Origin of the sequence: Microbacterium sp. BH-3-3-3, assembly GCF_007679045.1 — a bacterium.
GTDB classification, from domain to species: Bacteria; Actinomycetota; Actinomycetes; order Actinomycetales; family Microbacteriaceae; genus Microbacterium; species Microbacterium algihabitans.
In genome coordinates this window covers 74,225-97,495 of record NZ_VEFS01000006.1, presented here as the reverse complement: position 1 = coordinate 97,495, position 23,271 = coordinate 74,225, and the positions used below count along the sequence as shown (strand labels likewise).

Annotated in this window: 21 protein-coding genes and 1 tRNA gene; 7 read left to right on the top strand and 15 right to left on the bottom strand. The window is 70.8% G+C overall.

The features are described from left to right. Nucleotides 1-19 precede the first annotated feature (19 nt). The gene (locus tag FS769_RS15235; protein ID WP_144834892.1) at nucleotides 20-2,203 is read right to left on the bottom strand and encodes an ATP-dependent DNA helicase RecG; all 2,184 of its coding nucleotides are present in this window, start codon (nucleotides 2,201-2,203) and stop codon (nucleotides 20-22) included. A gap of 77 nt (nucleotides 2,204-2,280) precedes the next feature. Here FS769_RS15235 and rsmD point away from each other — a divergent pair, with 77 nt between their 5' ends. Further along, a complete protein-coding gene (gene rsmD, locus FS769_RS15230; RefSeq protein ID WP_144834890.1) occupies nucleotides 2,281-2,841 on the top strand; it encodes a 16S rRNA (guanine(966)-N(2))-methyltransferase RsmD in 561 nt (186 codons plus the stop codon). A gap of 1 nt (nucleotide 2,842) precedes the next feature. Here the strand turns inward: rsmD and thiL are convergent, their stop codons facing one another. Further along, the gene (gene thiL, locus FS769_RS15225) at nucleotides 2,843-3,811 is read right to left on the bottom strand and encodes a thiamine-phosphate kinase (RefSeq protein ID WP_144835043.1); all 969 of its coding nucleotides are present in this window, start codon (nucleotides 3,809-3,811) and stop codon (nucleotides 2,843-2,845) included. Nucleotides 3,812-3,863: 52 nt separating this feature from the next. On the opposite strand from thiL, the gene FS769_RS15220 reads away from it, so the two are divergent. Further along, a complete protein-coding gene (locus FS769_RS15220) occupies nucleotides 3,864-4,367 on the top strand; it encodes a DUF3515 family protein (protein ID WP_144834888.1) in 504 nt (167 codons plus the stop codon). 9 nt (nucleotides 4,368-4,376) lie between these two features. Here FS769_RS15220 and FS769_RS15215 read toward each other — a convergent pair whose 3' ends face one another. From FS769_RS15215 to leuC, 6 genes are all read right to left on the bottom strand, one after another. Next, on the bottom strand, nucleotides 4,377-5,462 hold the full coding sequence (locus tag FS769_RS15215; protein ID WP_144834886.1) for a D-alanine--D-alanine ligase family protein: 1,086 nt from the start codon (nucleotides 5,460-5,462) through the stop codon (nucleotides 4,377-4,379). Beyond that, the gene (locus tag FS769_RS15210; RefSeq protein ID WP_144834884.1) at nucleotides 5,362-6,504 is read right to left on the bottom strand and encodes an NAD(P)H-dependent glycerol-3-phosphate dehydrogenase; all 1,143 of its coding nucleotides are present in this window, start codon (nucleotides 6,502-6,504) and stop codon (nucleotides 5,362-5,364) included. Before FS769_RS15210 ends, FS769_RS15215 begins: the two co-directional genes overlap by 101 nt. Further along, entirely contained in the window at nucleotides 6,494-7,234 is a 741-nt protein-coding gene (locus tag FS769_RS15205) for a 1-acyl-sn-glycerol-3-phosphate acyltransferase (RefSeq protein ID WP_144834882.1), read from the bottom strand. The genes FS769_RS15210 and FS769_RS15205 overlap by 11 nt, the downstream gene beginning before the upstream one ends. Nucleotides 7,235-7,237: 3 nt before the next feature. Continuing rightward, nucleotides 7,238-8,611, bottom strand: a complete 1,374-nt coding sequence (gene murA, locus FS769_RS15200) for a UDP-N-acetylglucosamine 1-carboxyvinyltransferase (RefSeq protein WP_144834880.1) — start codon at nucleotides 8,609-8,611, stop codon at nucleotides 7,238-7,240. 62 nt (nucleotides 8,612-8,673) lie between these two features. Continuing rightward, nucleotides 8,674-9,270 (bottom strand): 3-isopropylmalate dehydratase small subunit, encoded by a 597-nt coding sequence (gene leuD, locus FS769_RS15195; RefSeq protein WP_144834878.1) that lies wholly within the window; start codon nucleotides 9,268-9,270, stop codon nucleotides 8,674-8,676. A gap of 1 nt (nucleotide 9,271) precedes the next feature. After that, nucleotides 9,272-10,732 carry a 3-isopropylmalate dehydratase large subunit gene (gene leuC / locus FS769_RS15190; RefSeq protein ID WP_144834876.1) on the bottom strand — a complete coding sequence of 487 codons (1,461 nt, stop codon included), beginning with the start codon at nucleotides 10,730-10,732 and terminating at the stop codon, nucleotides 9,272-9,274. A gap of 260 nt (nucleotides 10,733-10,992) precedes the next feature. On the opposite strand from leuC, the gene FS769_RS15185 reads away from it, so the two are divergent. Next, nucleotides 10,993-12,303 carry an O-acetylhomoserine aminocarboxypropyltransferase/cysteine synthase family protein gene (locus FS769_RS15185; protein ID WP_144834874.1) on the top strand — a complete coding sequence of 437 codons (1,311 nt, stop codon included), beginning with the start codon at nucleotides 10,993-10,995 and terminating at the stop codon, nucleotides 12,301-12,303. After that, a complete protein-coding gene (locus tag FS769_RS15180; RefSeq protein WP_144834873.1) occupies nucleotides 12,300-13,613 on the top strand; it encodes an LLM class flavin-dependent oxidoreductase in 1,314 nt (437 codons plus the stop codon). Before FS769_RS15185 ends, FS769_RS15180 begins: the two co-directional genes overlap by 4 nt. A gap of 226 nt (nucleotides 13,614-13,839) precedes the next feature. Here FS769_RS15180 and FS769_RS15175 read toward each other — a convergent pair whose 3' ends face one another. Beyond that, nucleotides 13,840-14,904 carry a TerC family protein gene (locus FS769_RS15175; protein WP_144834871.1) on the bottom strand — a complete coding sequence of 355 codons (1,065 nt, stop codon included), beginning with the start codon at nucleotides 14,902-14,904 and terminating at the stop codon, nucleotides 13,840-13,842. A 178-nt stretch (nucleotides 14,905-15,082) separates the two neighbouring features. On the opposite strand from FS769_RS15175, the gene FS769_RS15170 reads away from it, so the two are divergent. Next, entirely contained in the window at nucleotides 15,083-15,637 is a 555-nt protein-coding gene (locus FS769_RS15170; RefSeq protein ID WP_144834869.1) for an RNA polymerase sigma factor, read from the top strand. Further along, on the top strand, nucleotides 15,634-16,725 hold the full coding sequence (locus FS769_RS15165; protein WP_144834867.1) for a DUF4349 domain-containing protein: 1,092 nt from the start codon (nucleotides 15,634-15,636) through the stop codon (nucleotides 16,723-16,725). Before FS769_RS15170 ends, FS769_RS15165 begins: the two co-directional genes overlap by 4 nt. A 111-nt stretch (nucleotides 16,726-16,836) precedes the next feature. Here FS769_RS15165 and FS769_RS15160 read toward each other — a convergent pair. Continuing rightward, nucleotides 16,837-16,912: transfer RNA gene (locus FS769_RS15160), tRNA-Glu, on the bottom strand. 186 nt (nucleotides 16,913-17,098) lie between these two features. Here FS769_RS15160 and FS769_RS15155 point away from each other — a divergent pair. Next, nucleotides 17,099-17,737, top strand: coding sequence for an MBL fold metallo-hydrolase (locus tag FS769_RS15155; protein ID WP_144834865.1), 639 nt, complete (start codon nucleotides 17,099-17,101; stop codon nucleotides 17,735-17,737). Nucleotides 17,738-17,819: 82 nt separating this feature from the next. Here FS769_RS15155 and FS769_RS15150 read toward each other — a convergent pair whose 3' ends face one another. The 5 genes from FS769_RS15150 to FS769_RS15130 all read right to left on the bottom strand — a co-directional run bounded on the left by FS769_RS15150 (nucleotide 17,820) and on the right by FS769_RS15130 (nucleotide 23,262). Then, nucleotides 17,820-18,089, bottom strand: coding sequence for an HPr family phosphocarrier protein (locus tag FS769_RS15150; RefSeq protein ID WP_144834863.1), 270 nt, complete (start codon nucleotides 18,087-18,089; stop codon nucleotides 17,820-17,822). A 29-nt stretch (nucleotides 18,090-18,118) separates the two neighbouring features. Beyond that, nucleotides 18,119-20,194, bottom strand: a complete 2,076-nt coding sequence (locus tag FS769_RS15145; protein ID WP_144834862.1) for a fructose-specific PTS transporter subunit EIIC — start codon at nucleotides 20,192-20,194, stop codon at nucleotides 18,119-18,121. A gap of 17 nt (nucleotides 20,195-20,211) precedes the next feature. Further along, nucleotides 20,212-21,177, bottom strand: a complete 966-nt coding sequence (locus FS769_RS15140) for a 1-phosphofructokinase family hexose kinase (RefSeq protein ID WP_144834860.1) — start codon at nucleotides 21,175-21,177, stop codon at nucleotides 20,212-20,214. Beyond that, nucleotides 21,174-21,959: a DeoR/GlpR family DNA-binding transcription regulator gene (locus FS769_RS15135; RefSeq protein ID WP_186325580.1), complete on the bottom strand. Its 786-nt coding sequence runs from the start codon at nucleotides 21,957-21,959 to the stop codon at nucleotides 21,174-21,176. The genes FS769_RS15140 and FS769_RS15135 overlap by 4 nt, the downstream gene beginning before the upstream one ends. 127 nt (nucleotides 21,960-22,086) lie before the next feature. Then, nucleotides 22,087-23,262: an ABC transporter substrate-binding protein gene (locus tag FS769_RS15130; RefSeq protein WP_144834859.1), complete on the bottom strand. Its 1,176-nt coding sequence runs from the start codon at nucleotides 23,260-23,262 to the stop codon at nucleotides 22,087-22,089. Nucleotides 23,263-23,271 lie beyond the last annotated feature (9 nt).

Genomic DNA, 23,271 nt, shown 5'->3' with positions numbered 1-23,271 from the left:
CGGCCGAGGCGGCGGGTGCTCAGGACTTCGCCAGCGCGGCGCGCTCCTCCACCCCGACTCGGCGTTCGAGGGCGGCGGCGAGGGCCGGATGCCGCTGCAGAGCCGGGTCGTCGGCGAGAAGCCTCTCGCCCTCGGCGCGTGCCTCGACGATGAGCTCGGAGTCGGTGATGACGCGCAGCAGCTTGAGCGAGGAGCGTGCCCCCGACTGGGCACCACCGAGCACATCGCCCTCTCCGCGCAGTTCGAGGTCGACCTCGGCCAGCGCGAAGCCGTCGAGGGTCGCGGCGACCGCTTCGACCCGCGAGCGCGCCGAGGTTCCGGGCGCGGCCTCGGTCACGAGCAGGCAGAGCCCCGGCAGGCCTCCTCGCCCGACGCGGCCGCGCAACTGGTGCAGCTGCGACACGCCGAAGCGGTCGGCCTCGAGGATCACCATCGTGGAGGCGTTGGGCACGTCGACGCCGACTTCGATGACGGTCGTGGCGACGAGCACGTCGATGTCGCCGCGGGCGAAGGCCTGCATGACGGCGTCCTTCTCGTCGGCCGACATCTTGCCGTGCAGGATCTGGGTGTGGATGCCGCGGAACGCGGGCAGCTGCGACAGCAGGGCTTCGACCTGCACCACGCCCCAGCGCGTGCGCGCTCCCTCGGCGGCGGTCGGAGCGGGTGCATCGGGCGCATCGGCGGGTTCGTCGCTCTTCCCGTCGGCCACCTGATCGGCGTCGATGGCGGGGCAGACCACGAACGCCTGTCGGCCGAGCGCGACCTCTTCGGTCACGCGATCCCACACCCGGGCGAACCAGCCGGGCTTCTCGGCAAGAGGGGCGACGAACGACTGGATGCCCGCGCGACCGGCCGGCATGGTGCGGATGGTCGAGACGTCGAGGTCGCCGAACACCGTCATGGCCACCGTGCGCGGAATGGGCGTCGCGGTCAGCACCAGCGTGTGCGGGGAGTCGCCCTTGGAGCGCAGGGCCTCGCGCTGATCGACGCCGAAGCGGTGCTGCTCGTCGACCACCACGAAACCGAGATCGGCGAAGGTCGTCGTCGCGCTCAGCAGGGCGTGGGTCCCGACGACGATGCGCGCCTGACCCGACGCGACGCGCAGAGCCGCCTTGCGGCGCTCGGCCGCGGGCATCTGCCCCGTCAGCAGCGTCGGCATGAGCTCGGGCGCGAGCTCGGGACCCAGCATCCGCGCGATCGACCGCAGGTGCTGACCCGCCAGCACCTCGGTGGGCGCGATGAGCGCGGACTGCCCGCCCGACTCGGCGACCTGCAGCATCGCGCGCAGCGCCACCAGCGTCTTGCCCGAACCGACCTCGCCCTGCACCAGACGGTTCATCGGCCAATCGGCCACGAGGTCGGCCTGCAGTTGCGCTCCGACGGTCTGCTGGTCGGGCGTCAGCTCGAACGGCAGGATCGCGTCGAACCGTTCGAGGAGTCCGCCCGTGGCGGCCGGTCTCTTGGTCGCCGACAGCGCGCGCACGAACTGCCGCTGCTGCAGCAGGGCGGTCTGCAGCACGAACGCCTCTTGCATGCGCAGGGTCTGCACCGCGGGAGGGATGTCGTCGTCGTGCTGCGGGCGGTGGATGCTCTCGAGCGCCGCCCGCGCCGGGAGCAGTCCACGCCGGGCGCGGAGGCTCTCGGGCAGCGGGTCGTCGATGTCGTCGAGCCCGTCGAGCACGAGCGAGATGGTCTTCTGCACGAGGGTGCTGGGCACCGAGCTCGTCGCCGGATAGATCGGGATCGGCCGCTTCGCCGTGACCTCGGCCTCGGCGCGGGCTTCGGCGAGGTCGTCGAACAGCTCGTAGTCGGGGTTGGTCAGCTGCGTCTGGCGGCGGTACTCGCCGACCTTGCCCGAGAAGATGCCCCGTCGCCCGGGAGTGAGGTCTTTCAGCCGCCACGGCTGGTTGAAGTACGTCAGCGACATGCGCCCGTCGCCGTCGCTGATGACGACCTCGAGCAGGGATCCGCGCCGGTTCTGCATGCGGCGCTCGCTCGCGCTGACCACCTCGGCCACGATCGTGACGGGTTCGCCCAGCGGCAGAGAGGCGATGGGCGTGAGCTCGCCGCGTCGTGCGTACCGCCGCGGATAGTGCTCGAGCAGCTCGCCCACGGTCTTCACGCCGAACGCCTTGTCGAACGCCGTCGCCGTCTTGCCGCCGATGGCGCCGTCGAGGCGCGACGCGAGCGAGAATCCGGGCATGCCTCCGAGTCTAGGCAGGGCCTCCGACACCGACGGCCCGCCCGGCGGCGACCACGCCCGGACCCTAGGCTGGGACGGTGACGCGCATCATCTCCGGCCGCGCCGGCGGCACCGTTCTCGACGTCCCCCCGAAGGGCACGCGGCCCACCAGCGACCGCGTCCGCGAGTCGCTGTTCGGCGCGCTCGAATCGGCCGGGCTCCTCGACGACGCGCGCGTGGCCGACCTGTACGCCGGATCCGGGGCCCTGGGGCTCGAGAGCCTGAGCCGCGGCGCGGCGTCCGCCGACCTCGTCGAGCTGTCGGCCCCCGCCGCGACGCTCATCCGCAAGAACGCCGACCGTCTGCGCACCGCGGGCGTGAACGCCCCCGCGCGCGTGCACCGGGCGAACGTCACGACCTGGCTCTCGGCATCCGTCGCCGAATTCGACCTCGTGTTCCTCGACCCGCCCTACGACGTCGGCGACGACGAGCTCACGCGCGCCCTGGTCGCCCTCGCTCCGCGGTTGAGTCCGGATGCCACGGTGATCGTCGAACGTGCGAAGCGTTCCCCCACGCCCGACTGGGCCGCCGCCGGCCTCGAAGCCGACCGCGACCGCGCCTACGGCGACACGACGATGTGGTGGGGGCGCCCCGCCTGACTCAGCCGCGCCCGGCGTCCCAATCGCGGTAGGGGTCCCAGCCGCCGCGACCGGTCCAGGCGCGCCCGTCGACCGTGACCGCCTCCGCGCCGCGCGGTTCGACCGTGCCGACGCGGCGACCGAGAGGGACGGCGTCTGCGGGGAAAGTCACGAGGAAGCCGTGGTCCTCTCCCCCGTCGAGCGCGAGGCCCGGGTCGTCTCCCAGCGTCGCGCTGTCGAACGCGATGGTGACGTCGGAGGCATCGGCCAGGCGCGTCGCGTCGAGCACGAGGCCGTCCGAGACGTCCATCATGGCGGTGGCTCCGGATGCCGCGGCCTCCAGCGCCTCGGCGATGGGTGGGCGCGGCCGGAGCTGGCGCGACAGAGCGCGGGCCTCGGCCGAGTCGAGCAGCGCCGGATCGACCGGGACCGGGGCCCCCTCGGCATCCGTGAACCGTCGGAACAGCACCTCGAGCCCGCGCGCGGCCTCTCCCAGCTCGCCGATCACGTAGACGCCGTCGCCGGCGCGCGCGCCCGAGCGGCGCACCGGTTCGCGGCCGTCGAGGCTGCCGAGCGCCGTCACGGCGATCGTGAGGGTGTCCGACACGGTGAGGTCGCCGCCCTCGACCGCGCAGCCGGGAGCAAGCTCCGCGCAGGCGGCGGCGAGGCCGTCGGCGAAACCGCGCACGAACGACACGGGGGTGGCATCCGGCATCGCGAGGGCCACGAGCAGGGCGATCGGTCGCGCCCCCATCGCCGCGACGTCGGAAAGGTTCACCGCCGCCGCCTTGAACCCGAGGTCGAAGGGCTGCGACCACGCCAGGCGGAAATCCGGCCCGTGCACGAGCGTGTCGGTGGTTGCGACCACCCGCCCGTCGGGCACCGCCAGCACCGCGGCATCGTCGCCCGGCCCCACCGGCGCGGTCGAGGGAGGAAGGCGGTCGAGGATGCCGCGCAGGATCTGCCCCTCGGACAGCTCCCCCACAGTCATTGCACGGGTGGTCTCGGCGTCGGTCACCTCCCCACGCTATTAGCCTGGAGGGGTGCCCCGCTCCTCCCGCTCCCTCGCGCTCGTCGCCGCCCTCGTCCTTCTCCCGGGACTCGCGGCGTGCAGCACGACGGTCGCGATGGAACCGGCGAAGCAGGCGAACGACCCCGCCTGCGCCGACGTCATCTCGCGCCTGCCCGACCAGATCTCGGGCCAGCAGCGCCGGTGGACGGACGCGCAGTCGACCGGCGCGTGGGGCGACCCCGCCGCGATCCTCATGACGTGCGGCCTCGAGACCCCCGGTCCGTCGACGCTTCCGTGCCGTCCGTTCGACGGAGTCGACTGGCTCGTCGACGAGTCGCAGGCCGACCAGAACCGCTACACGCTCACGACCTTCGGGCGCAGTCCCGCGATCCAGGTCTACCTCGACTACGAAGAGGCGAGCAGCGCCGACGTGGCCCAGGCCCTCGGCCCACTGATCAGTCAGTACCTGCCGTCGACGGGTGCCGTGTGCACCTCGGCCTCCGACACGACCCCGTCTCCGACGCCGACCCCCTGATCCCGCGCGTCAGGCCTTCGCGAGGGCCGCGTCGAGCAGGTCGCTGATGAGGTCGGGGTACGACAGGCCCGAGGCGATCCAGCAGGTCGGGAACATCGAGATCGGTGTGAACCCGGGCATGGTGTTCACCTCGTTCACGTAGAACTCGGTGCCGGTGTAGAAGAAGTCGACGCGGGCGAGGCCCTGACCGCCGATGGCCTCGAACGCCTGGGCGGCGATCCGCTGCATCTCGGCGAGCTCACCGTCGCGCAGGTCGGCGGGGCACACGAGCTCGACGCCCGCAGCTCCCAGGTACTTCGCCTCGAAGTCGTAGAACTCCCGACCGGTCACGACGATCTCGCCGGCGACGCTGACGCGCACCGGTCCGCCGTCACGTCCGGGGAGCACGCCGCACTCCACCTCGCGGCCGACGATCGCCTTCTCGATCAGCACCAGGCCGTCTTCGGCGAAGGCGGTGTCGAGTGCGGCGTCGAGGTCGTCCCACAGCGACACCTTCGTCACGCCGACGCTGGAGCCGGCCTCGTTCGGCTTGACGAACACGGGCAGGTCGAGTGCGCGGATGCGGCGCTCCCACAGGGCTTGGTCGCGGGTGAGGTCGGCGCGGGTCACCGCGACCCACGGCACGACGGGCACGTTCGCCGCGCGCAGCACCTGCTTGGTCACGTGCTTGTTCATGCCGATCGCCGACATGAGCACTCCCCCGCCGGCGTACGGGATGCCGAGCAGCTCGAGCAGCCCCTGCACGGTGCCGTCCTCACCGAAGCGGCCGTGCAGGATCGGCAGCACGACGTCGACGTCTCCGAGGGAGCGGGTGCCCTCGGCATCCGTCACCGTCCACTCGCGCGAGAGCGTCGAGTCGGGCAGGCGCACGCGCGTGCCGTTGTCGCGCACCTCAGGCAGCGCGTCGGGGATCAGCGCGAACTTGTCGGGATCGTCGTCTTCGAGCACGAAGGCGCCGTCGCGCGTGATGCCGACCGGGATGACCCGGAAGCGGTCACGGTCGATCGCCCGCAGCACCCCGCCCGCCGTGGCGGAACTGATCGAATGCTCGCTGGAGCGCCCGCCGAAGAGCACCACCACCACCGGTTTGGTCATTCTGCGTCCTCTCGCCCTGCGGCTGGTCGTCGTCTGTCGTCAGGTGCGGTGCGATGTCGCGCGGGTCCATGGTCCCGTCGAGCACCATCTTGACCTGCTGCACGATGGGCATGTCGACGCCGACCTGCTTCGCGAGCTGCAGGACGGGGGCGACGGATGCCAGGCCCTCCGCGGTCTGCTGCATCTGGGCCACGACCTCTTTGTAGCCGTAGCCCTGGCCGAGCAGGCGCCCGGCGGTGTTGTTGCGGCTGAGCGGCGACTGGCACGTCGCGATGAGGTCGCCGAGGCCCGCGAGGCCCTGCAGCGTCTCGGGCTGGGCACCTTGCGCGACGGCGAAGTCGGTCATCTCGACCAGACCGCGCGTGATGATCGAGGCCTTGGTGTTCTCGCCGTAGCCGACGCCGTCGACGATGCCGATCGCGACGGCGATGAGGTTCTTCAGCACGCCGCCGAACTCGGTACCGATCACGTCGGTGTTCACGAACGAGCGGAAGTACCTGTTGCGCGCGCGGCGGGCCACGGCCTCGGCCGTCTCGGGGCTCAGCGAGCTGATGACGGCCGCGGTCGGCTGCTCGCGGGCGATCTCGAGGGCGAGGTTGGGGCCGGATGCCACGGCGATGCGCGCCGGGTCGCACTCGAGCACCTGTTCGATGACCTGGCTCATGCGCAGGCCGGTCGACTTCTCGACGCCCTTCATGAGCGAGACGAGCGGTACGTCGGTGTGTTCGACGAGCGGACGGATGGCCGCGAGGTTCTCGCGCAGCGACTGGCTCGGCACCGACAGGAAGATCTGCTCGGCGCCGTTCAGCGCCTCGGCCAGATCGGTCGTCGCGGTCATGGTCCGCGGCAGGTTGATGCCCGAGAGGTAACGACTGTTGCGCTTGGACTCGGTGATCTCGGCGGCCAGTTCGGGGCGGCGCGCCCACATGACGACCGAGGCCCCGCCGTCGGCGAGGATCTTGCCGAACGTCGTGCCCCAGCTGCCCGCGCCGACGACGGCGACCTTGGGCCCGGTGGTGGGCACGACCGCCTTACGCGTCAAGGCGGCCCGTCTCGTTCTGCCCGTGCTGCGACGGGTTCCAGCGCTCGGTCGGAGCGGGAAGGCCCCGGATGCCGGCGAGCATCTCAGTGATGCGGTTCATCATCGCGTCGGTGGCCTTGACGAGCGTGGCGGGCTGGGTCGCGGTCGCGGTGTACTCGCTGAGGTCCATCGCGGGTCCGATCTCGACGATCACGTGCGAGCGACGCGGGAACTTCAGCTTGCCGTAGCGCGGGAGGATCTGCTGCACGCCCCACTGCGCCATCGGAATCAGCGGCAGGTCGGCGGCGAGGGCGAGGCGCACCGCGCCGGTCTTGCCGCGCATGGGCCACAGCTCGGGATCGCGCGTGAGGGTTCCCTCGGCGTACACGATGACGCCGCGGCCGTCGCTCGCGATCTGCTGCGCGGCCTTCATCGACTGGTTCGCGCTCGTCGAGGTGCGCGGCACGGGCACCATTCCGGTCGCCTTCAGGGCGGCCCCGAGAACGGGGACCTTGAACAGGCTCTCTTTCGCCATGAACCGCGGTGCGCGCCCGAGACGCCACACCGCGACGGCGACGATCACCGGATCGAACTCCGAGTTGTGGTTCGGAGCGATGACGTACGCGCCCTCCCGCGGGAGGTTCTCGGCCCCGCGGATCTCGATGCGGGCGAACAGGCCCGTGATGGGCACGATGATCGCCGCGAGCGGCCAGAAGGCGCTCGGCTTCGTCTTCTCGGGCGAGGCGGCCACGGGTCAGCCCACGACGTCGAAGTCGGCGTCGAGAGCGGTCAGCTTCTCGAGGAACTTCTCGTAGCCACGGCGGATGATGCCGATGTTGCGCACCGTCGACTCGCCCTCGGCGGCCAGGGCCGCGATGACGTAGCTGTAGCCGCCGCGCAGGTCGGGCACCTCGACGTCGGCGCCGTGCAGGGGCGTCGGGCCGTTGATGACGGCGGCCTGCTCGAGCGAACGACGCGGAACGCGGCGGTCGGGGCTCGAGATGCCCTTCGGGTGCACGGTGATGTCGGCGCCCATCTTGTTGAGGGCCTCGGTGAAGCCGAGACGGTTCTCGTACACCGTCTCGTGCACCGTCGAGGTGCCGGACGCCTGCGTGAGGGCCACGATGAGCGGCTGCTGCCAGTCGGTCATGAAGCCGGGGTGCACGTCGGTCTCGACCATGACGGGCTTGAGGGCGTCGCCGCGGCGGAAGAGGATGCCGTCTTCGCGCACGTCGAACCATCCGCCGGCCTTGCGGAAGACGTTGAGGAAGGTCAGCATGTCCTGCTGGCGCGCACCCTTGGCGAAGATCTCGCCGTCGGTCGCGAGCGCGGCGCAGGCCCACGACGCGGCCTCGTTGCGGTCGAAGATCGCGCGGTGGTCGTAGCCGACGAGCTTGTCGACGCCTTCGATGAAGATGACGCGGTTGGGCTCGTACGAGATGATCGCGCCCATCTTCTGCAGCACGGCGATGAGATCCATGATCTCGGGCTCGATCGCGGCGTTGCGCAGCTCCGTCACGCCCTTCGCACGGACGGCCGTGAGCAGCACCTGCTCGGTCGCGCCCACGCTGGGGTACGGCAGCTCGATCGAGGCGCCGTGCAGGCCGTTGGGCGCCGTGATGCGGATGCCCTCGTAGCTCTTGTCGACGACGGCACCGAAGGCGCGCAGGGCGTCCATGTGGAAGTTGATGGGGCGATCGCCGATGCGGCATCCGCCGAGGTCGGGGATGAGCGCCTCACCCAGGAGGTGCAGCAGCGGGCCGCAGAAGAGGATCGGGATGCGCGACGCGCCCGCGTGGGCGTCGATCTCTTCGAAGTGCGCGGCGACGGCGCCCGAGGGGTCGAGGTGGAGCGTGCCCTCCTCGTCACCCTCGGTCACCGTGACGCCGTGCACCTCGAGGAGCGAGCGGACGACCTTGACGTCGCTGATCATCGGCACGTCGCGCAGCGTGCTCGTGGTCTCGCCCAGGAGCGCGGCCACCATGGCCTTCGTCACCAGGTTCTTCGCGCCCTTGACCTCGACGGTTCCGCGCAGGGGCCGGCCGCCGCGGATCGCGAGGGTCTCGGCCGCCTCCCAGTCCGGCTGTCCGGGGTTCTGGTCTCCGGAATCGGTGACGAGTGTGCTCATGGGGGGTGGACCTCACTTCGTGGACGAGGGGCGGCAGATCGACCCGATCGGGTCGATCGGGCTCAGCGGACCGGAAGGGTCTGCGGCCGCCATGCCTCGCGGCGCGCCTCGAACTGCGTGATCTTGTCTTCGTCACGCAGCGTGAGCCCGATGTCGTCGAGCCCTTCGAGAAGCCGCCACCTAGTGTAATCGTCGATCTCGAAAGAGACCGTGAGGCCGCCGACCGTGGCGGTCTTCGCCTGCAGGTCGACGGTCATCTCGGTGCCGGGGTGCGCCTCGAGGACGGCCCAGATCTGCTCGACCTCGTCTTCGGTGATCACCCCCGTGACCAGGCCTTGCTTGCCCGAGTTGCCGCGGAAGATGTCGGCGAACTTCGGACTCAGCACGACGCGGAACCCGTAGTCGCGCAGCGCCCACACGGCGTGCTCGCGGCTGGATCCCGTTCCGAAGTCGGGGCCGGCGACGAGAACGGATGCCGAGCGGTAGGCGTCCTGATTGAGAACGAACCCGGGGTCTTGGCGCCAGTTCGAGAACAGGGCGTCTGCGAAGCCCGTCTTGGTGACGCGCTTGAGGAACACGGCGGGGATGATCTGGTCGGTGTCGACGGCCGACCGCTTCAGCGGGGCCGCGATTCCGGTGTGCGTGGTGAACTTCTCCATGTCAGGCCTCCGCCCCGGTCGAAACGGTCTCGGTGGCTACGGGGTCCAGATCGGCCGGGCTCGACAGCGTTCCGCGCACGGCCGTGGCCGCGGCGACGAGCGGCGACACGAGGTGCGTGCGGCCGCCCTTGCCCTGGCGTCCTTCGAAGTTGCGGTTCGAGGTCGACGCGCAGCGCTCCCCCGGGGCCAGCTGGTCGGGATTCATGCCCAGGCACATCGAGCACCCGGCGAAGCGCCACTCGGCGCCGAAGTCGGTGAAGACCTTGTCGAGGCCCTCGGCCTCGGCTTCGAGGCGCACGCGCGCCGATCCCGGCACGACCATGACGCGGACGTTCTCCGCCTTGGTGCGCCCCTCGATGACCGAGGCGAAGGCGCGGAGGTCTTCGATGCGGCTGTTCGTGCAGGAGCCCATGAACACGGCATCCACCGGGATGTCCTTCATCGGGGTGCCGGCCTGCAGGTCCATGTACTCGAGCGCCCGCTCGGCCGCGGCGCGCTCGTTGGCGTCGACGATGTCGGCCGGGGTGGGGACGACGTCGCTCAGCGAGACGCCCTGACCGGGGTTCGTGCCCCAGGTGACGAAGGGTTCGAGCTCGGCGGCGTCGAGGAACACCTCGGCGTCGTAGGCGGCGCCCTCATCGCTCGGCAGTGTGCGCCAGTAGGCGACCGCGTCGTCCCAGTCCTGGCCCTGCGGAGCGTGCGGCTTGTCCTTGACGTAGGCGAAGGTCGTCTCGTCGGGGGCGATCATGCCCGCGCGGGCGCCGGCCTCGATCGACATGTTGCACATCGTCATGCGCCCCTCCATCGAGAGGGAGCGGATCGCGCTGCCGCGGAACTCGAGCACGTAGCCCTGCCCGCCGTTGGCGCCGATCTTGGCGATGATCGCGAGGATGATGTCTTTCGCGGTGACGCCGGGCTTCAGCTCGCCCTCGACGGTGATGGCCATCGTCTTGAAGGGCTTGAGCGGCAGCGTCTGCGTGGCGAGCACGTGCTCGACCTCGCTCGTGCCGATGCCGAACGCCATCGCGCCGAACGCGCCGTGGGTCGAAGTGTGCGAGTCGCCGCACACGACGGTGATGCCCGGCATGGTGAGGCCGAGCTGCGGACCGACCACGTGGACGATGCCCTGCTCTTTGTCGCCCAGCGAGTGGATGCGGACGCCGAACTCGTCGGCGTTGCGGCGCAGCGTGTCGATCTGGGTACGGCTGGTGAGGTCGGCGATCGGCTTGTCGATGTCGAGTGTCGGGGTGTTGTGGTCTTCGGTCGCGATCGTCAGATCGAGCCGCCTCACGGGGCGCCCCTCGCCGCGCAGGCCGTCGAAGGCCTGGGGGCTGGTGACCTCGTGCACGAGGTGCAGGTCGATGTAGATGAGGTCGGGCTGACCGTTCTCGCCCTTGACGACGAGGTGGTCGTCCCAGACCTTCTCGGCCAGGGTGCGAGGGTTCTCGGGAATCGTGCTCATGTCTTGCGTTTCTCCTCGGAAGGGGGTGTGAGGCCCGCGACGAACTCCGCGACGAGAGAGGCCTAGGACAAGGTCTCGTCGCGGCCGCTAAGGAGGAGGCGAGCGATCCGCACGTCGTCACGATACCACCGGCATCCGACACCCCTGCCGTCACGAAGAGGCACCGGATGCCTCGCCGGCGGTGTCACAGAGCGACGCACGTTTCGTCGCCCGGCGCCCGCGCGTGCGAATCTGGGCCGACCCGAAGGAAGGAGTGCGCCATGGCCGCAGGCGCCGACACCGGTTTCTCCACTCGCCAGGTCCACGCAGGATCGGCGACCGCGCAGGCGAGCCCCCGCGCGACCCCGATCTACCTCACCGCGGGCTTCACGTTCAGCGACCTCGACGAGTCGGCCGCGCACTTCGGCGAGGGCACGGGCTTCGGATACAGCCGCACCGGCAACCCCACCGTGCACGCCGTCGAGGAGCGCCTCGCCTCGCTCGAGGGCGGCGACCAGGCCGTGCTCGTGTCGAGCGGTCAGGCGGCGGTCACCGTCGCGCTCCTCGCCCTCGCGGGCGCGGGCGACCACGTCGTCGTGTCGGAGCACATCTACGAGGGCACCCGCGGTCTCCTGCTCGACAACCTCGCGCGTCTGGGGGTCGAGACGACCTTCGTCGACACCGATGACCTCGATGCCTGGCGCGCCGCGATCACGCCCCGCACGCGGGCCCTCTTCGCCGAGACGCTCTCGAACGCCCGCAACGACGTGCTCGACGTGGCCGCGGTGGCCGCGATCGGCGCCGAGCACGGCATCCCGCTCGTCGTCGACAGCACGTTCACCACTCCGTACCTGCTCCGCCCGATCGAGCACGGGGCCGCCGTCGTCGTGCACTCGGCGAGCAAGTTCCTCGCCGGTCAAGGCGCCGTGCTCGGCGGGGTCATCGTCGACGACGGTCGCTTCGACGCCGCGGCATCCGGTCACCGCTTCCCCCACCTCGTGCAGACCGACCGCCTGGGCGGGGCGAGCTACGCCGAGAAGTACGGCGCCCGCGCGCGCGGACAGTACCTCCGCGAGAGCGTGGCGCCGCGGTTCGGCCCCTCGCCCTCGCCGCTGAACGCCTTCCTCATCGGCCAGGGCATCGAGACGCTGAGCCTGCGCGTCGAACGTCAGTCGCAGAACGCCCTCGCCGTCGCCCGCTGGCTCGAACAGCGCCCCGAGGTGGAGCGCGTCGACTACATCGGTCTCGACTCGCACCCCCACCACGACCTCGGTGAGCGGTATCTCACGCGCGGCTTCGGCTCGGTCTTCACCGTCACCCTGCGCGGCGGTCTCGAGGCCGCGCGACACGTCGTGCAGTCGGTCGAGGTCATCACGCACATGACCCACCTCGGCGACGTGCGCTCGCTCGTGCTGCACCCGCAGAGCACCTCGCACGCCGCCCGCACCGTCGAGGAGCGCCAGCGGGCGGGGGTCTTCCCCGGCACGATCCGCCTGTCGATCGGCATCGAAGACATCGACGACCTGCTGGCCGACCTCGACCAGGCGCTCGTCGGCGTGCCCGTCCTCGAGCGCGAGACGGTCGTGCTGTGAGCCGGCTGCAGCACTTCGGCTGGTTCCTCGCGCGCGGATTCGGCCCGCACGGGTGGGGCCACCCCTCCCTGCGCTGGAACCACCGCTGGACCGAGCCCGGCCTCTACCAGGACTCCGCCCGCACGCTCGAGCAGGCCGGTTTCGACCTGCTGATCATCGAAGACGCGCCCTCGCTCGGCAGCGCCGACACGATCGACCTGCGCGTGCGACACGCCTTCGGCGGGCCCAAGCACGACCCGCTGCTGCTCGCGCCGTACCTGTTCGCGGCGACGCGGCACCTGGGCGTGGTGCCGACGGTCAACCCGGCCGCGTACCTGCCGTACACCGCCGCCCGGCAGTTCGCGACGCTCCAGCACCTGAGCGGCCACCGTCTCGGCCTGAACGTCGTGACCGACACCGGCAGCGCGCGACACTTCTCCGCCGCGCCGCAGCTCGGGCACGACGCGGCCTACGACCGTGCCGAAGAGTGGCTCGACGGCATCCGGAAGCTCTGGAACAGCTGGGGTGAGGGCGCTCTGGTCGCCGATGAGGAGACGGGTGTCTACGCCGACGGTACGAAGCTCGAGGCGGTGCAGCACCGAGGCGAGCACTTCGGCTTCGACGGGCCGCTCAACGCCGTCCCCTTCACCGACGGCGCGCCGGCGATCGTCTCCCCCGGCGGATCGGGCCGTGGCCTGTCGTTCGCGGGGCACAACTCCGACGTGCAGCTCGCGCTCGCGCCCCTCGACGAGCAGAGCATCCGCGCGTATCGCGGTCGCATCCACGCGGCCGCCGAAGCAGCGGGGCGCACGGTGTCCGACATCAAGATCCTCTTCGCGATCCAGCCCGTGCTCGTCTCGTCGCCGGAGGAAGCCGATCGTCTGGTCGCGGCATCCGCCGATCCGACCGACGAGGCGCTGGTCGCCATCGCGCGCAAGCAGTCCAGCGATCTCGAGACCGATCTCACCGGGCTCGACCTCGACAAGCCGCTCGACCGCTCGATCTTCGGCGAGCACGTGTCGGAGGGCAGCATCCGCCGCCTCGTCGGAAAACACGACGACGACGCTCCCCTGCGCACGATCTTCTCCGCGCACGCGCGCCTGGGCCGGTTGAACGACGGCTCCGGCTTCGTGGGGACGGCCGACGAGTTCGCCGACCGCATCGAGGAGCTCGGCGACTGGGGCAACGACGGCGTGCTGCTGTGGGGCGACCTGCACCCGGTCACCGTGCACCGTGTGCTCGACGACCTCGTGCCGATCCTGCGCCGGCGCGGCATCCTCCGCGAGGAGTACGTCGACGGCGGCCTGCAGGCGAATCTGCGCGCGTTCTAGCGGGGCGGATGCCGTGACCCCAGGTGGCTGTGCCTGTCGACCCAGGTGGCTGAGCCCGTCGAAGCCACCGGAGCTTGCAGGCCCCGCCCCAGGTGGCTGAGCCTGTCGAAGCCACCGGACCCCGCGGGCACTCACCCCGGTGGCTGAGCCTGTCGAAGCCACCGGACCCTGCTGGGCCCGGACCCTTTGACAAGCTCAGGGTCCTCGACGACCAGCCCTCAGGCGCTCAGTCGCGCTCGGGCTGCTCCACGGTCGCGGGGGTGCCCTTCTCGTCTGCGACCTCCGCCGCTGCCTCGTGACGGTCGTTCGCCGACGACTCCTTGCGCGACGATGCGAGGCTCGCGAGGGTCGCGACCGCCATCGACAGCACGATCACCGCGAGCGAGACCCACGTCGAGATCTCGGGCGCCCACTCGATGGGCTCCCCGCCGTTGAGGAACGACAGCTCGTTGACGTGCATCGCGTGCAGGATCAGCTTCACGCCGATGAACGCGAGGATGAACGCGATGCCGTAGTGCAGGTACTTCAGGCGGTCGAGCAGGTCGCCCAGCAGGAAGTACAGCTGGCGAAGACCCATCAGCGCGAAGAGGTTCGCGGTGAAGACGATGAACGGGCTCTGCGTGATGCCGAAGATCGCGGGGATCGAGTCGATCGCGAACAGCAGATCGGTCACGCCGATCGCGACGAACACGATGATCATGGGCGTGAAGACCTTCTTGCCCTTGATGCGCGTGATGACCTTCTTGCCGTCGTACTCGTCGCTCATCGGCAGCACGCGACGCAGCGTCCGCACGATGAGGTTCTCTTTCTGCGAGTCGTCGTCGTGGTCGTCGCCGGGGAACGCCTGGCGGATCGCGGTGTAGATGAGGAAGGCGCCGAAGAGGTAGAAGATCGGGCTGAAGTTCTCAATGATCGTCGCGCCGACCAGGATGAACGCGCCACGCAGGATGAGCGCGATGATGATGCCGACCATCAGCACCTCCTGCTGGTACCGGCGCGGCACCGAGAACTGGCCCATGATCAGCACGAAAACGAACAGGTTGTCGATCGACAGGCTGTACTCGGTGAGCCAGCCCGCGACGAACTGACCCGCGACCTCTCCCCCGGCGACGATCCACAGCACCCCGGCGAAGATCAGCGCGAGCGTGACGTAGAAGACGACCCACAGCGTCGACTCCTTCGGCGCCGGGATGTGCGGGCGCTTGAGGATGATGAGCAGGTCGGCGATGAGGATGACGACCAGCACCACCAGCGTGATCGTCTGGAAGAGCGGGTCGAGCTGCAGCTCCATCGCGGGGCCTTTCGTCGGGGGAAACGCTCGAGTTTATCCGGTGCTCCCCGTCGGCCACCGCCTTATGCAAGTAGTGCTCATAACGTGCGTACATCCGTGAGACGATCCGCTCGGACCGGACACTTCTGTAGTGAGAGAGTGCTCGCAGAGCCTCGGCCCGATCGGGAAGTGGATGCCGATGACCGACGACGTGATCGACGACAGGGCGCTCGTCGCGCGCGCCGCGGCCGGCTCCGAGGCGGCCTTCCGCACGCTGTACCGCGCGTACGTGCGGCCGGTGTACTGGGTCGCGTTCGGGCTGCTCGGCGTGACGGCCGATGCCGAGGACGTCGCGCAGGAGACCTTCGTCGTCGCGTGGCGGAAGATCCCGTCGCTGCGTCTCGAGGGTGCCTCGCTCCTGCCGTGGCTCGTAACGGTGTGCCGGCTGCAGGCGCAGAACAAGCTGCGGGCTCGACGCCGCCACGGTTCGCACGCGGCGCTCGACGACGAGATCCCCTCGGCCGTCGATGTCGAGGCGCAGGTCGTGCAGGCGCAGACGGTCGCCGCGATCCTCGCCGCCGTGGACCGTCTGAGCGAGCTGGATCGCGAGATCTTCCGCCTGTGCGCCGCCGAGGGTTACGACTACGAGGCGGCCGCCGCGTCGCTCGGCGTCTCGCACGGCACGGTGCGCAATCGCCTCTCCCGCATCCGTTCCCGGGTGCGCGCCACCGCGATGGAGACGGAGACCCCATGACCACCCCGACCCTTCCCCCTCTGTCCCACGACCGCGTGGAGGCCATCGAAGCCGCCGTGTTCGGTCGCATCGCCGATGAGCGCGACCGGCGGCGTCGGCGACGCCGCGGCGTCTGGACCGGTGTCGCCGCGGCCGCGGCCGTCGTCGTGGTCGCCGCGATCGTCGGGCCCTCGCTCGGCGTCACGCAGGGCACCGGCGCTTCGAGCACCGCGATCGAGGCCGGAAGCGCCCCGGAGTCCGGATCGCGCGATCAGTCCGCGGGCGGTTCGGTCGCCGACACCGCGCCGGTCGCCCCGGGTCCGGATGCCGGCACCTCGGGTTCTGCCGGTGCGAGCTCGACGGAACAGGGGTCCGCGGCATCCGGAACCGCCACCGCGGGGCGCGACATCGTGACCACCGGATCGAGCACCGTCGAGGTCGACGACGTCGCCGCGGCGATCGCCGCCATCAATGCGACGGCGACCGGGGTCGGAGGCTACGTCGAGTCGTCGCAGGTCGGCGGTGGGCAGGTGCTCGTACCCGTCGACGGCGCCGCGTCGACGACGCCGACCACGGACTCGGGCTGGATCACCGTGCGCGTGCCCGCCGACACCCTGACGCAGGTGATGGACGGCCTCGGCTCCGTCGGCGACGTCACGGCGACGAGCGTGACACGCTCCGACGTGACCGAGCAGAGCGTCGACCTGCGCGCCCGCGTCGCCGCCGGCGAAGCCTCGGTCGCCCGCCTCACCGAACTGCTCGCTCAGGCCGCGTCGGTGTCCGACCTCGTCACCGCCGAGTCCGCGCTCGCCGATCGGCAGGCGCAGCTCGACAGCGACCGCCAGGTGCTGCAGAGCATCGAGTCGCAGGTCGCCCTGTCGTCGCTCAGCGTTCAGCTGAACGCGCGCACGGCCACGGTCACCGCGGATCCCGCGGGCTTCGGCGACGGCCTGGTCGCCGGGTGGAACGGCCTCGTCGCGACCCTCAACGGACTCGTGATCGGCCTCGGATTCCTCCTGCCCTGGATCGTCGTCGCCGGCGCGGCCTGGGCGATCGTGTGGGGCGTGCGGCGCGTGATCCGGCGTCGCCGCGCGGCGCGCGAGGGCTGAGCGGCGGGCGACGGCGGTGGGGCCCAACCCGCGCACGCAGCTCCTCGTCCGGACACCGTCGCCGACAACGACGAAGAGCCCCGACCATCCGGTCGAGGCTCTTCGTCGTGTTGGTGACCCCAGCGGGATTCGAACCCGCGTTACCGCCGTGAGAGGGCGGCGTACTAGGCCGCTATACGATGGGGCCGCGTCGCAACCGTTCAAGTATGCATCACGAATGACGCGCACGCAAAATCGGGGCCGAGCCACCGAATTCCCGGGCGTGTCCGGCCACCGTACCGCGCGAGCACGCGCGACGGAAGAGGCATTAGACGCTGTTCACCCGATGCGCCAGCGCTTGCCGTGCCCCCGCCGCCGGGAGTTGACTCGACTCATGCGTCTCACCAAGCACGAACACGCCGCCCTCGTCGTCTCTGAAGCCGGACACAGCCTGGTCATCGATCCGGGCAGCTTCACCTCGCCGCTCGACGACCTCGACGGGCTCGTCGGCATCGTCATCACGCACGAGCACGCCGACCACTGGACCCCCGAGCACCTCACACGTCTGCAGAAAGCCCACCCCGGCGTGCCGGTCTACGGTCCGGAGGGCGTGCGCGAGGCCGCCGCCGGCTTCGACGTGTCGGTAGTGAACCCCGGCGACACGCTGGACCTGGGTCCGTTCCACCTGGAGTTCTTCGGCGGGAAGCACGAGGTCATCCACTCGTCGATCCCGGTGGTCGACAACGTCGGCGTCCTCGTCAACGAGTCCCTCTACTACCCCGGTGACTCGTACGCCGTTCCCAAGCACAAGAAGGTCGCGCTGCTCGCAGCCCCCGTCGGAGCCCCGTGGCTGAAGATCGGCGACGCCATCGACTACGTGCTCGACGTCAAGCCCGAACGCGTGTTCGCCACGCACGACATGACCCTGTCGGTCGCGGGCAAGCAGATGGGCGATGCACGCCTCACCTGGGCCGTCGAGCAGCACGGCGGGTCGTTCGTCGACCTCAAGCCGGGCGACTCGACGGAGATCTGACGGGCCTCCGTCCCGACACACGAGAACACCGGATGCCGCGAGCCCTGGGGCCCGCGGCATCCGGTGTTCTGATGCGAGGTGCTTACTGCGCGTCGAGATCCGTCTCGAGCAGGGCGACGAGCTCGTCGAGCGCCTGCTCGGCACCCTCGCCCTCGGCCTTGAGCGTCACGACCGTGCCGTGACCGGCGCCGAGACCCATGAGCGAGAGGATGCTGCCGGCGTTGAGGTCGGCTCCGCCGTCGGCCGAGATGGTGACGGGCACCTTCTTCTCCTGCACGGCCTGCACGAAGAGCTTCGCGGGGCGGGCGTGGAGTCCGGAGCTGCTGGCGATGGTGGCCTGACGTTCTGCCATGGTGAATCCTTCCGATTCGACGGGGGTGTTTACGCGGCGACCGTGGCTGCGGGCGCAGCCTCGGTGACGGCGGCGTCCTTGGTGCTGCGGCCGATGCCCTTGAGAGCGACGACGATGAGCGCCGTCACGACGGTACCCGCGATGATCGCCAGCGGGAAACCCCACACGGGGTTGATCGCGAAGAGCACGAAGAAGCCGCCGTGCGGGGCGTACGACTGCACACCGATGAGCATGCTCAGACCACCGGTGATCGCACCGCCGACCATCGACGCGGGGATGACGCGCAGCGGGTCGGCCGCGGCGAACGGGATCGCGCCCTCGGAGATGAACGAGGCGCCGAGCAGCCACGCGGCTGCGCCGTTCTCGCGCTCGACGGGGGTGAACTTGCCCCGGGCGAGGATTGTCGAGGCCAGCGCCATCGCGAGCGGGGGCACCATGCCGGCGGCCATGACCGCGGCCATGATGAGGTACGGCGCGGTGTTGGTCTGCGTGGCCGCGGCGAGGCCGGTCGTGGCGAAGACGTAGGCGACCTTGTTGACCGGTCCGCCGAGGTCGAAGCACATCATCAGGCCGAGGATCACGCCCAGCAGGATGGCGCCGGCACCGCTCGCGGCGAGCGAGGTGAGGCCGTCGGTCAGCGCCGTCATGAGGGCGGCGATCGGACGACCGAGGAAGAGGATCATCAGACCGGAGGCGAAGATCGACCCGAGGAACGGCACGATCACGACGGGCATCAGACCGCGCAGCCACCGCGGCGCGTCGAAGCGTCCGAGCCACCAGGCGATGAAACCGGCCAGCAGACCGCCGATGATGCCGCCGATGAAGCCGGCGTTCATGAGCACGGCCACGGCACCGGCGACGAAGCCGGGCGCGATGCCCGGGCGGTCGGCGATCGCATAGGCGATGAACCCGGCGAGCACGGCGACCAGGAAGCCCATGGAGGTGGCGCCGATCATGAACGCGACGGAGCCGAGGTACTGCCCCAGCGGGCCGAACGACGAGGTCAGGTTCTCGGTGGGCAGGTCCCACAGCGAGTTCTGGATGATGATGTTGGCCGCGTTCTCGGTGACCTTGTAGCCGCCGAGCAGGAAGCCGAGGGCGATCAGCAGACCGCCACCGGCGACGAACGGGATCATGTAGCTGACACCGGTGAGCAGCCAGCGCTGGATGCGGCGACCCACCGACTGCTGCGCGACGGGGACCTCCGAGGCGGATGCCGCGGCGCCGGCGCCCGGCACGCGAGCGGCGTTCGGGTTCTCGCTGGCGGCGAGGGCCTCGGCGATGAGCTGCTTCGGCTGCTCGATGCCGCGCTTGACGCCCGCGCGGACGACGGGCTTGCCCGCGAAGCGCTGCGGCTCGCGCACGTCGACATCGACCGCGAAGATCACGGCGTCGGCGTCGTCGATCACGCTCTGCGGAAGGGCCTTGTAGCCGCTGGAGCCCTGCGGCTCGACGATGAGCTCGACGCCCTCGGTCTCGGCGCCGGCGGCGGTGAGCGCGTCGGCGGCCATGAAGGTGTGGGCGATGCCGGTGGCGCACGCGGTGACCGCGACGATCTTCTTCGTCGTGGTGGTCGTGGCGCCGCGCGACTCGGCGCGGGTCGCGGCGGGTGCGGGTGCGGCTGCGGGCGCGGCGGCTGCGGCGGGCGCGGCGGCCGGGGTGATGGCATCCGTGATGATCTTCACGGCGTCGGTGGGCGTCTGCGCCGCGCGCAGGCCCGACATGAAGTCGTTGTTCATGAGGCTGCGGGCGAGCTGCGACAGCACCGAGAGGTGCGCCTCGTCGGCACCGGCGGGCGCGGCGATGAGGAACACGATGTCGGCCGGGCCGTCGGGGGCGCCGAAGTCGACGCCGGGCGTCAGGCGGGCGAAGGCGAGGGTGGGCTCGGTGACCGAGGCGCTGCGCGCGTGCGGGATGCCGATGCCGCCGGGCAGGCCCGTCTCGTCTTTCTGCTCGCGGGCCCACGCGTCGTCGAAGAGCTCTTGCGCGCTGGTCGCGCGGCCCTGCGCGACGACGCGCTCGGCGAGGGCACGGATCACCGACTGCTTGTCGGCGCCCAGGGGCGCGTCGAGGCTGACGAGCTCCGGAGTGATGATGTCGGACATTGTCGTGACCTCCGTGGTCAGGATGTGGCGGTGGGGGTGGAGAAAACGGAAACGGCGATCGGGCCCGCGGGCAGATCGGCCGGGGTCGGGGGCTGCGTGCCCGGCAGGGTCGCAGCGGCGGCGCCGTAGGCGATGCTGCGGGCGAGGCGGTCGGGGGCGGAGGCCCCCTCGAGGTCGGCGAGCAGGTAGCCGGCCAGCGAGCTGTCGCCCGCGCCGACCGTGCTCGCGACCTGGACCTTGGGGGCGTATCCGCGCCAGGCTCCCTCGGCCGTGAAAAGCAGCGCTCCGTCGGCGCCGAGGGTGACGAGGGCGGATGCCACGTGCTCGGGCACGAGCTGGTGCGCGCGTCGGGTGGCTTCGGTGATCACGTCGAGGTCGCCCGCGGCGTCTTCGCCGACCAGTTCGGCGAGCTCCTCGTGGTTGGGCTTGATGAGGTCGGGCCGCGCGGTGGCCACGACCTCGGCCAGGGCTGCGCCGGAGGCGTCGACGGCGATGCGGGGGGCGTCTGCTGCCCAGCGTTCGCGGACGGCCGCGACGAGGTCGGCGTAGAACGACGCCGGGACACCCGGCGGGAGCGACCCCGCGAGCACGAGCCAGGTCGCGCCCTCGGCCGCGGCCACGACACCGTCGGTCACGGCCTGCGCTTCGGCCGACGAGAGCTCGGCGCCCGGCAGGTTCAGCTTGGTGGTCTCGCCCGCCGGGTCGGTGATGGTGAGGTTGGCCCGGGCGCGACCGGCGACGTCGACGAGGTCGAGGGCGATGCCGGTGTCTTCGAGCAGCACCCGGTAGGGATCGTGCGCGCCCACGGGGACGACGGCGCGGGCGGGGGCGCCGGCGGCGGCGACGACGCGCGCCACGTTGACGCCCTTGCCGCCGGCGTCTTCGCGCGACGACAGCGCGCGCTGCACCTCACCGGGCGCGAGGGCGTCGGAGAGCACGACGGCGCGGTCGGCCGAGGGGTTGGCGGTCAGTGTGACGATCATGCGATGCGCACCTCGATGTCGGCGTCGGCGAGGGCCTCGGCGAGCGGAGCGGGCGGGGCCGCGTCGGTGACGAGCACGTCGAGCTCGTCGAGGCGCGCGAAGCGCACGAGCAGCTCCTCGCCGAACTTGGCGGCGTCGGCCACGAGCACGATGCGTCGCGCCGACTGGATGATGGCGGCCTTGACCGCGGCCTCTTCGGGGTCCGGCGTGCTGAGGCCGAACCCGGCGCTCAGTCCGTTGGTCCCCACGAACGCGATGTCGGGGCGCAGTTCGCCGATCGCGCGAACGGTGTGCGCGCCGACGGCGGCGCCGGTGACCCCGCGAACGCGCCCGCCGATGGTGGTGAGCGACAGGCGCTCCTCCCCGGCGAGCAGGTGCGCGGCCTCGAGCGAGTGCGTAACGATCTCGACGTCGTCGATTCCCGCCCCGAGGGCCTCCGGCAGCAGGCCGGCGACGGCGGCGGGGGTGGTTCCGGCGTCGATGAAGATCGAGCCGCGGAAGTCGGGGGTGAGCAGCGAGGCGGCGGCGGCCGCGATCGCGCGCTTGGCGTCGCGGTGACGCTCGCGGCGCTCGGTCAGGGGCGATTCCGCGGTGCTCCCCCGGGCGACGTCGACCGCGCCGCCGTGCACGCGGCGGAGGGTTCCGAGACCCTCGAGACGGTCGAGATCACGACGCACGGTCTCGGTCGTGACGTCGAAGCGACGGGCGAGGTCGACGACGCTGACACGTCCGACGTCGCGCAGTTCGCGCTCGATGAGCTGCTGGCGCTCCATTGCGTACACGGGGTTCTCCTTCGAGGATTCCCACACGATACAACACGAAACAACACAGAGCAACAGAAAAGCGAATCCGCAGATGACGACGGGGCCGCGGCGTCATGCGCCCCGGCCCCGCAGTCGTTCGCGCTCGTCAGGGCAGCGAGATCCCGGCATCCAGGAACTCGTTCGTCGCCAGGTCTTCGGGCGTCAGACCCTGCTTCACCTCGACGCCCTTGTCGGCGAGGATCGGCGAGACGATCTGCTGCACCTTCGCCACCCGGTCTGCGTCGAACGACCCGAAGACGCCGTCGGCACCGTTCGCGACCAGGTCCAGCTCCCGCTGCTGCTTCGTAGAGTTCTCGGCCTCGGCCGCGGGGTACACCCACCCGTTGTCGTAGGCCTCGACCGCGCGCACGAGCAGGTCGTTGGCCGCGGCGGGATCCGCGAAGTAGTCCACGCTCGCCTGCTGCACGACGGGCACGAGCTTCTCGAGACAGTCCTTCTTCGCCGTCACGTCCTCCGTCCGCACCGACAGCGCCACCGCGTAGATCGGGTACCCCGTGTCGGCGACCAGCTGGTACGACAGGGGGCGACCCCACTCGGCGATCGCGTTCTCGTACACCCACGGCTCGACGGTCGCGAAGCCCTGCTGCGCATCCTTTCCGTCGGCCGCGACGAAGCCGGCGGGCGTGCCGTCGTACGAGCCGTCGAGCTGGTCGGCGCGGAGCTGTCCCGACCCGACCAGGTAGTCCATGTACGTCGTGCCGTCGAAGTAGCGGACGGTCGCCGAGGTGCGGCCGATGTCGGCGATCGTGCGCACGTCGGGGTAGGTCTGCGGATCCCACATGATCGCCCACGGCGCCTTCTCGAACGTCGACATGACGGCCGTCGTCGGCAGGGCGTCCGAGGCGGAGATCGCGTCGTCGGTGTTGACCCACCCGAGCAGGATGTCGGGGTCGGTGTACATCTGCGAGGGCACACCCTGGAATCCGATCGCGGGGCCGCCGGCGCGGATCTCGACGTTCACGCCGGTCCACTCGCCCTTCGACATCAGCGGGCCCGACACGCTCTTGCGTGAGGCGTCGATCTCGGCATCCGCTCCGAGCAGGTTGAAGAGCCCGCCCTGTTCGGCCTGGGGGTTCCAGTCGGTCTGGATGACGACCGTCGAGGGGCAGACGCTCGAGAGGTCGACGGAGCCGATCTCGGCGCCCGACGACGGCGGGGCAGCGGGGCCGGCCGCGCTTCCCGCGCCCGCACAGGCGCTGAGGGCGAAGGCGGCGACGGCGAGGGTGGCGACGGCGGCGGGGCCGCGGCGATACGGGGACATGGGTGCTCC